The organism is Niveispirillum sp. (assembly GCF_017996735.1).
In the GTDB taxonomy this organism is placed as follows: Bacteria; Pseudomonadota; Alphaproteobacteria; order Azospirillales; family Azospirillaceae; genus Niveispirillum.
The window spans coordinates 1-6,628 of sequence record NZ_JAGOGJ010000214.1 but is presented as its reverse complement, the minus strand read 5'-3'; the positions used below and the strand labels follow the sequence as shown (position 1 = coordinate 6,628).

Annotated in this window: 8 protein-coding genes; 2 read left to right on the top strand and 6 right to left on the bottom strand. The window is 63.6% G+C overall.

Going from position 1 to position 6,628, the window contains the following annotated elements:
• Nucleotides 1-496: 496 nt before the first annotated feature.
• The 5 genes from KBA48_RS31630 to KBA48_RS31610 form a co-directional block, all read right to left on the bottom strand.
• Nucleotides 497-1,018, bottom strand: a complete 522-nt coding sequence (locus KBA48_RS31630; RefSeq protein ID WP_292912658.1) for a flavin reductase family protein — start codon at nt 1,016-1,018, stop codon at nt 497-499.
• Nucleotides 1,008-1,397, bottom strand: coding sequence for a carboxymuconolactone decarboxylase family protein (locus tag KBA48_RS31625; RefSeq protein WP_292912657.1), 390 nt, complete (start codon nt 1,395-1,397; stop codon nt 1,008-1,010). Before KBA48_RS31625 ends, KBA48_RS31630 begins: the two co-directional genes overlap by 11 nt.
• A complete protein-coding gene (locus tag KBA48_RS31620) occupies nt 1,394-2,356 on the bottom strand; it encodes an alpha/beta hydrolase (RefSeq protein WP_292912656.1) in 963 nt (320 codons plus the stop codon). The genes KBA48_RS31625 and KBA48_RS31620 overlap by 4 nt, the downstream gene beginning before the upstream one ends.
• Nucleotides 2,357-2,370: 14 nt before the next feature.
• Nucleotides 2,371-3,561 carry an LLM class flavin-dependent oxidoreductase gene (locus KBA48_RS31615; RefSeq protein ID WP_292912655.1) on the bottom strand — a complete coding sequence of 397 codons (1,191 nt, stop codon included), beginning with the start codon at nt 3,559-3,561 and terminating at the stop codon, nt 2,371-2,373.
• An 88-nt stretch (nt 3,562-3,649) separates the two neighbouring features.
• A complete protein-coding gene (locus tag KBA48_RS31610; protein WP_292912654.1) occupies nt 3,650-4,471 on the bottom strand; it encodes an alpha/beta hydrolase in 822 nt (273 codons plus the stop codon).
• A gap of 124 nt (nt 4,472-4,595) precedes the next feature.
• On the opposite strand from KBA48_RS31610, the gene KBA48_RS31605 reads away from it, so the two are divergent.
• A complete protein-coding gene (locus KBA48_RS31605) occupies nt 4,596-5,474 on the top strand; it encodes a LysR family transcriptional regulator (RefSeq protein WP_292912653.1) in 879 nt (292 codons plus the stop codon).
• Here KBA48_RS31605 and KBA48_RS31600 read toward each other — a convergent pair.
• On the bottom strand, nt 5,458-6,237 hold the full coding sequence (locus KBA48_RS31600) for a LuxR C-terminal-related transcriptional regulator (protein ID WP_292912652.1): 780 nt from the start codon (nt 6,235-6,237) through the stop codon (nt 5,458-5,460). The two genes, KBA48_RS31605 and KBA48_RS31600, sit on opposite strands and share 17 nt — an antisense overlap.
• 78 nt (nt 6,238-6,315) lie before the next feature.
• Here KBA48_RS31600 and KBA48_RS31595 point away from each other — a divergent pair.
• The coding region (locus KBA48_RS31595) for a VOC family protein (RefSeq protein WP_292912651.1) at nt 6,316-6,628 on the top strand (313 nt) is incomplete at its 3' end.

Below are 6,628 nucleotides of genomic sequence, written 5' to 3'. Positions count from 1 at the left end.
TCGCTGACCAATCTTCCTCACCCCGACATCAATGACATCCTGTCCCAGCAACGGCATGGTCATCCTCCATCATGGACGGGCACACTGTGATCGGGCGCGTGCGCCCTTGGGTGCGACACCCAAGGGTGGCTGAACTGATGGGTTGGAACACAAATCATCTTGGGCCACTTACCAACTTCCAAGTGCTGAATAGCCCGGATGGTGCTAGGCCAAAGCCCTAAAAATTGGTTTTCTATTTCAACTTTTTGCACCCTTGGCGATACATTACGATATGCTATCGCGATGGTCAAGCCGGACACCCCAACGGGTCCCGTTATACGGGGACCGGCCATTCCGTAAATCAAATGAAAATACTAATGGGCGCAAGCGATCTAGAAAATTAAATTTTCACCACAATAAAATAAAAAATTTATAAAATAATTTCTGATCAAATATATAATTTTTATTAATTTCAATTAATCACAGGCAATACAATGAACGGCGCCGGTCGGCCGCCTCACCCTGGCGCCACCGCAAAGCTTCCGTAGCGGCCGTCCATATAGACCAGCGGATTGATGGGGGCGGTGTCCAGAACCTCCAGCACCTCGCCAATGAACACGCCATGGGTGCCATAGGCCATGTTCGCCACGTTGCGGCAGAAAAAGCTGGCCTGTGCATCCGCCAGATAGGCGTGGCCCAGCGCCGATTGGCGCCAGTCGCCGACCGCAAAGCGTGCCTCCCCCTTTTCCCGCCCCGCGCACAGGGTGGAGATGCCGCCCTGATGGGCCGCCAGGATGTTGATGCAGAAATCGGCCCCCTGGGACAGGGGTTCGAACAGGCTGGCCGTCTTGTTCACGCAGATCAGCATGGAGGGCGGGTCCATGCTGAGCTCGCTTACCGCCGTGGCCGTCATGGCGTGGCGCTGGCCACCATGCCGGCAGGTGATGACGACGACGGCCTTGGCCAAGCTGCGCAGCCCCTTGCGCAAGGCCGCCGCAACCAGGGCCGGATCATGGGCGACGGTGACATCAGTAGGCATCGATTTCCCTCAAGGCCGCGGCCGCTTCACGCCAGCTATCAGCCCCGGCCGGCAACCCGGCATAGAGCGTGGCATGCAGAAGGATCTCACGGATCTCTTCCTTGGTCACGCCATTGGCGATGGCGCCCTTCACATGGTTGCGCAACTGGGCGGGACGGGTCTGTCCCACCAGGATGGCGATGGTCAGCATGGACCGGAGCTTCAGCGACAGGGTCGGCCGGCTCCACACCTCCCCGAAGCAGATGCGGGTGACGGCATCCTGCAAAGGCATGGTGAAATCATCGGCATCGATATGGCTTTTCATGCCCTCGGCCCCGAAAATCTGTTCACGCAGGGCGCGGCCGCGTTCGGCCGCCTCTGTATCATGTGACGAACTCATGCTGTTTCCTCCTGATTGTCGGGCCACAGATAGGGCCCTGTTGCCTTGGCGGCGGCTTTCATGACGCGAGCGGCGGCGGGTGACAGGGCAACCGCGCGCAAGAACCCATGGATCATGCCGGGTGCCGTCATGACCTCCGCCCCCACCCCGGCGGCGCGCAGAAGGTCGGCATATTCGTCGCCCTCCTCCCGCAACGGATCATGTTCCGCCCCGATCAGCACGGCCGGCGGCAGGCCGGACAGGTCGGGCACCGACAGGGGCGGCGGGTGGAAGGGGTCGGCATCCTGCGATTGCCGGTACAGGCGGACAAAATCCTCCACCCGCTGCGCGCTCAACAACGGGTCGCGCCCCCGCAGATAGGAGGAACGGCCCGGCACCAGCGCATAGGCGCCGTACATCAGCAACTGGCAGACGGGTCGCACGGGCAAGCCCGCATCCCGCGCCATCATGGCGGTGACGGTGGCGAACAGGGCGCCGACACTGTCCCCCGCCACCGCGATGCGCCGTGCATCGACACCCAGCAGCGCCGCATGCGCGGTGAACCACTGGAACGCGGCGAAGCAATCCTCCTGCGCCGCGCGGTAGGAATTTTCCGGCAGGCGGCGGTACTGCACACTGACCACGACGGCACCGGTTTCCTCCGCCAGCGCCTGCGCCACGACATCAAAGGTCTCGATACTGCCGAAGGCAAAGCCGCCGCCATGGAAATAGCAGATGCCGGGCCGTTCAACCGTGCGTCCGGGATGCAGGATGGTGATCGCGATTTCCCGCCCCGGCTGCACAATGAAGCTGACATGACGGCGCAGGCCCGGCGCCGGCGGCCGGGCGAAGGCATCGGCGCCCAGGTCGGAGGACAGCCGGGCACCCGCGAGCGTGCCCCCGGCCGGGGATTGTGCCGCGCGGAAGGCGGCCAGATAGGCCTCCATCCCTTCCGCCAGCAAAACCGGAGCATCGATCATGGCACCGCCCCCGTTCAGGCGAAGGCCTCGTACCGGATGTCGGGTGCCGCGACCGACAGTTCGGACAGGCGCGGCATGACCTCGCTGGAGAACAGGGACAGGTTCTCCACCGTCTCCGCATGGCCCAGCGTGCCGGCCTGCCCCATCATCAACAGGTTGCCGAAGCCGCCGACATCGGCATAGAAGCGGCTGATCTGGCCGAACACATCGTCAGGCGTGCCCACAAACATCAGGCCGGCATCGATATATTGCTCGATGGTTGGGTCGGACGGCAGCGGGCTGCCATCGCGCAGGCGCGGGCGGATGGCGTTGGGGCCGGCCTTCAGGATACGGACATTATCCTTCACCGAGGTGAAGCCCGCCGGATTGCGGAATTGCGGGTCCAACCGGGCCGCCGTGGTGAAATAGGCCTTCATCTGTTCGGCCCGCGCAAACGCCGTCTTGCGGTCATGGGCGACGGAGACAAGGCCCAGATAGCCCAGACGGTCTTCGGACGCCGGCCGTCCATGCGCCTCCTGATAGGCCTTGCGATAGGCATCGAACACCGACCGCGCCACGGCACCCGACAGGAAGGTGGCGCAGACATAGCCCAGGCGGGCCTGCTGGGCGGCGCTGCTGCCGCTGGACGCCGTCATCCAGATGGGGGGCGTGGGCTGCTGGATGGGGCGCGGCCACAGACTGATGGCGCGGTAATTGAAGAATTCACCGTCCCAGGAGAAATTCTCACCCTCGTTGCTCAGCGCTTCCTTGATCAGGTCATGCGCCTCCCAGAACCGGTCCATGAAACGGACCGGCTGACGGTTGGACATGAACACCTCATAGGCAGCACCCTTAACCAGCCCCACCTCCAGACGCCCGTTGGAGATGACGTCGGCCATGGCGATTTCTTCCGCCACCCGCACCGGATTGGCACGGTTGCCGATGGGAATGCCCAGCGCCAGCAGACGGGCATTGCGCGTCTGCCGCGCCAGGATGGCCAGCGTCGTCATGCAGGAGGTCGACATACAGGTCGCCGCCGCATGATGCTCGTTGATCATGATGTTGAAGCCCAGCTCGTCGGCCAGGACATATTCATCCAGATAACGGTTGATCAGCCGCCCCGCCTCGACGGGATCGCAATGATTCTGCGGCAGGGTGATGCGCATCGGCCCCGGCACCTCGAAGGCGGGATGATAGGCCTGCTCGCTGAATTGCCAGACTTTCATGTTTTTGGTCCTTCCTGTGCCCTCAGGCGCCGGGCGCCGCCATCCGGCGGCTTGGCTTGACGGTCATCGCCGGAGCGGGTTCCCCGCTCTAGACCGCAGCCGCGATGGCGCGTTGAACGAAATTGTCGATGCTGCTCGCCGCTACATCGGGACAATCTACATAGATGCGATGGCCACACTCTTCGATGGTCTCGAACCCCGCACCGGGGATCAGGGCGGCATAGTCGCGGCCATATTCCAGCGACGCGATGGCATCCCCCTCCCCCCAAAGCACCAGCGTGGGTGTGGTGACGCGGTGCAGGCGATGGCGAAGCTTGGGATTGCACATATAGGGCGACCAGCCGAACAGCATCGTCGCCTCGGCATTGCGCACGCGCCGTTCCAGCACCTCCTCCGGCAGGGCGGACAGGTCCAGCTTGGGCACAGGCGTCACCTGCGACCTGGCCTCCACCGTGCGGCCATCCTGCACGAAAATATCCAGGACCCGGCGCGTCTTGCGATCCGCCGTTTCGATCCCGAACGGCGCGCCCAGCACCGACAGGGCGATGCGTTCATTATTCTTGACCAGCATTTCCGCCGCGATCCAGCCGCCGAAGGAAAAACCGGCAAGCACGACATCGCGCAGGTCCAGTTGGGCCAGCAGGTCGAGATAGAAATAGGCCAGATCATCGACCGTCGAGAAGGAACGCGGCAGGTCGGAACCGCCGAAACCGGGATGGGACGGGGCAAAGACCCGGTAGGTGGCGGAAAGCCGGTCGATCAGGGGTGCCAGGGCCTCGACCCCATCCATGCCGTGCAGCAGCAGCAAGGGCCTGCCCTCGCCTTTCTCCAGCATTTCCAGACGCACATCACCCACTTGCAGGAACCGCGTTCCGGAAGGGGAAAGGGCGTCCGCCGCTTCGCTATTCATCCGCCATGACCTTTCTTGAACGCTTTTGCGCATGATTGACGTTGCCCAATTACTGGCCGGCGGAAGGCTTAACCGTCCAATTCTTTGTCTTGCAGAACCGATGCCGGCGCGGTATCAATTGACCATGGAACTTCGACATCTCCGTTATTTTCAAGCAGTTGCACGCGAGGAGCACTTCGGTCGCGCCGCGCAGGCCATCCATATCGCCCAGCCGGCACTGACCCGGCAGGTGCGCGATCTGGAGGAGGAACTGGGCGTACAATTGTTCGAGCGGCTGCCGCGCGGCGTGCGCCTGTCACCGGCGGGCCGCGCCTTTCTGGAAGATACGAACGCCATCCTGGAGAAGCTGCAGCGCTCCGTGGCGCGGGCCAAAAGCTATGCCACCGGCCAGGTCGGCTCCGTGCAGATCGGGTTCAGCGAGATCGCATCCCGCCATCCCGAAATCCCGGCCAAGCTGCTTCAGTTCCGCCTGGATGAGCCGCTGGTCGAACTGAACCTGCTGCCCATGAGTTCGATGAACCAGATTGACGGGTTACGCAACGGCACCGTGGATGTGGCCATCGTCTATGACATCCATCTGTCGGATGAGAATCTGGGCCTGCTGGACAGTTGCGAACTGGGTAGCAGCGACATCGTGCTGGCCCTGTATGAAGATCATCCGCTGGCCCAGCGCCCGATCCACCTGCGCGATCTGGTCGATGAACGCTTCATCTTCCCCGCCCGCAAGCCACAGCCGCGCTATTTCGACCGGCTGATGCAGGCCTGCCTGTCACAGGGTTTCTCACCCAATATCGTGCAGGAAACGGCAACCGACAGCATCCTGCTGTCGCTTGTCGCCGTCGGCATGGGTATCGGCTTCACCCAGAAAACCGGCGGTGTCCCGCGCCAGGGCGTGGTTTTGCGTGAGGTGGAGGATCTGGACGTGTCCTTCCGCCTGCACCTGGCCTGGCGCAAATCCGACCCGTCGCCCGCCGTCCTGCGCTTTGTCAACGCGATGCGGTAGGCGTGCCCAGCCGCAACTGCCGATACGCCGCCAGCAGTTCCTGTTTGTCCATCACGCCCAGCTTGCAATAGGCGCGGCGGCGATAGGTGATGACGCTGGATAGCGTCAGGCCGGTCTCGGCTCCGATCTCCCCCTGGGTCCGGCCCAGGATGAAGCCGGCGACTACCTCCGCCTCCCGCGTGCTCAAACCCGCATTGGCGGACAGCAGGGTTTGCCGCACCATTGCCGGCGTCTCGTCACCGGGCCGGCAGGCCGACAGCTCGATATGGCGGGACAAAGCCGCCATCAGCAGCGGCGCCAGTTCCTCCAGCCGGGCAATATCGTCCGGTCGGAACGCGCCGTCGCTGGCTGCGCGGTAGCCGTTGGCGACCAGCGGATGCCGGCCGGCGGCCTGGATGCTCAGCCGTTCTCCGATGCCGCCATTCTCGTAACAGGTGCGGCGATAATCGGGATCGGCAATGTCGCCGGCACGGGTCCGCACCACGCTGACGCTGTGGGCCGCACGCCGCACATCACTGTCGCGGCACCAATATCGCCTTGAATAGGCGGTGGAGGCCGTGCGGGCGAAGTCCGGCGCGCCCCGGCACTCCCCTTCCGCGAACAGGGTCCGGGGCGCGCCCGCCCCTTGGAAGCTGAAGGCGGAGAACAGCCGCGCCCCGCACAGCGTTTCCAGGGCCGACAGGAAGCGGGCCGGAAAGTCCGGAGACCCGACCGTGGCCACCATGCCGGCCAGCATGCCGATATCGTCGCGCATCGCCATCATTCTGTCCTCCCGCCGGGGGGACGAAGCTGCCCTTCATCCGCCCTAAGATGCCGTCAACCAAACCAAGGGAGACCCGCCATGTCCACGCCGCCGCCGATCAAGGGCCTGTACCATTACGCCTATCCCTGCCGCGACGCGGAGGAGACAAGGCACTTTTACGAGGACATTCTGGGCCTGCCGCTGGTCAATTGCATGACCGCCGACCGCGTGCCCAGCACGGGCGAGGAAAAGCCCTATGTCCATATGTTCTTTGCCATGCAGGACGGGTCCTACATCGCCTTCTTCGATCTGGGCGAAAACCAGATGCCGGAGCCGTCGCCCAACACCCCGGCCTGGGTGCAACATTTCGCGATGGAGACCGGGTCCGTGGAAGGCGTCCTGACCATGCGCG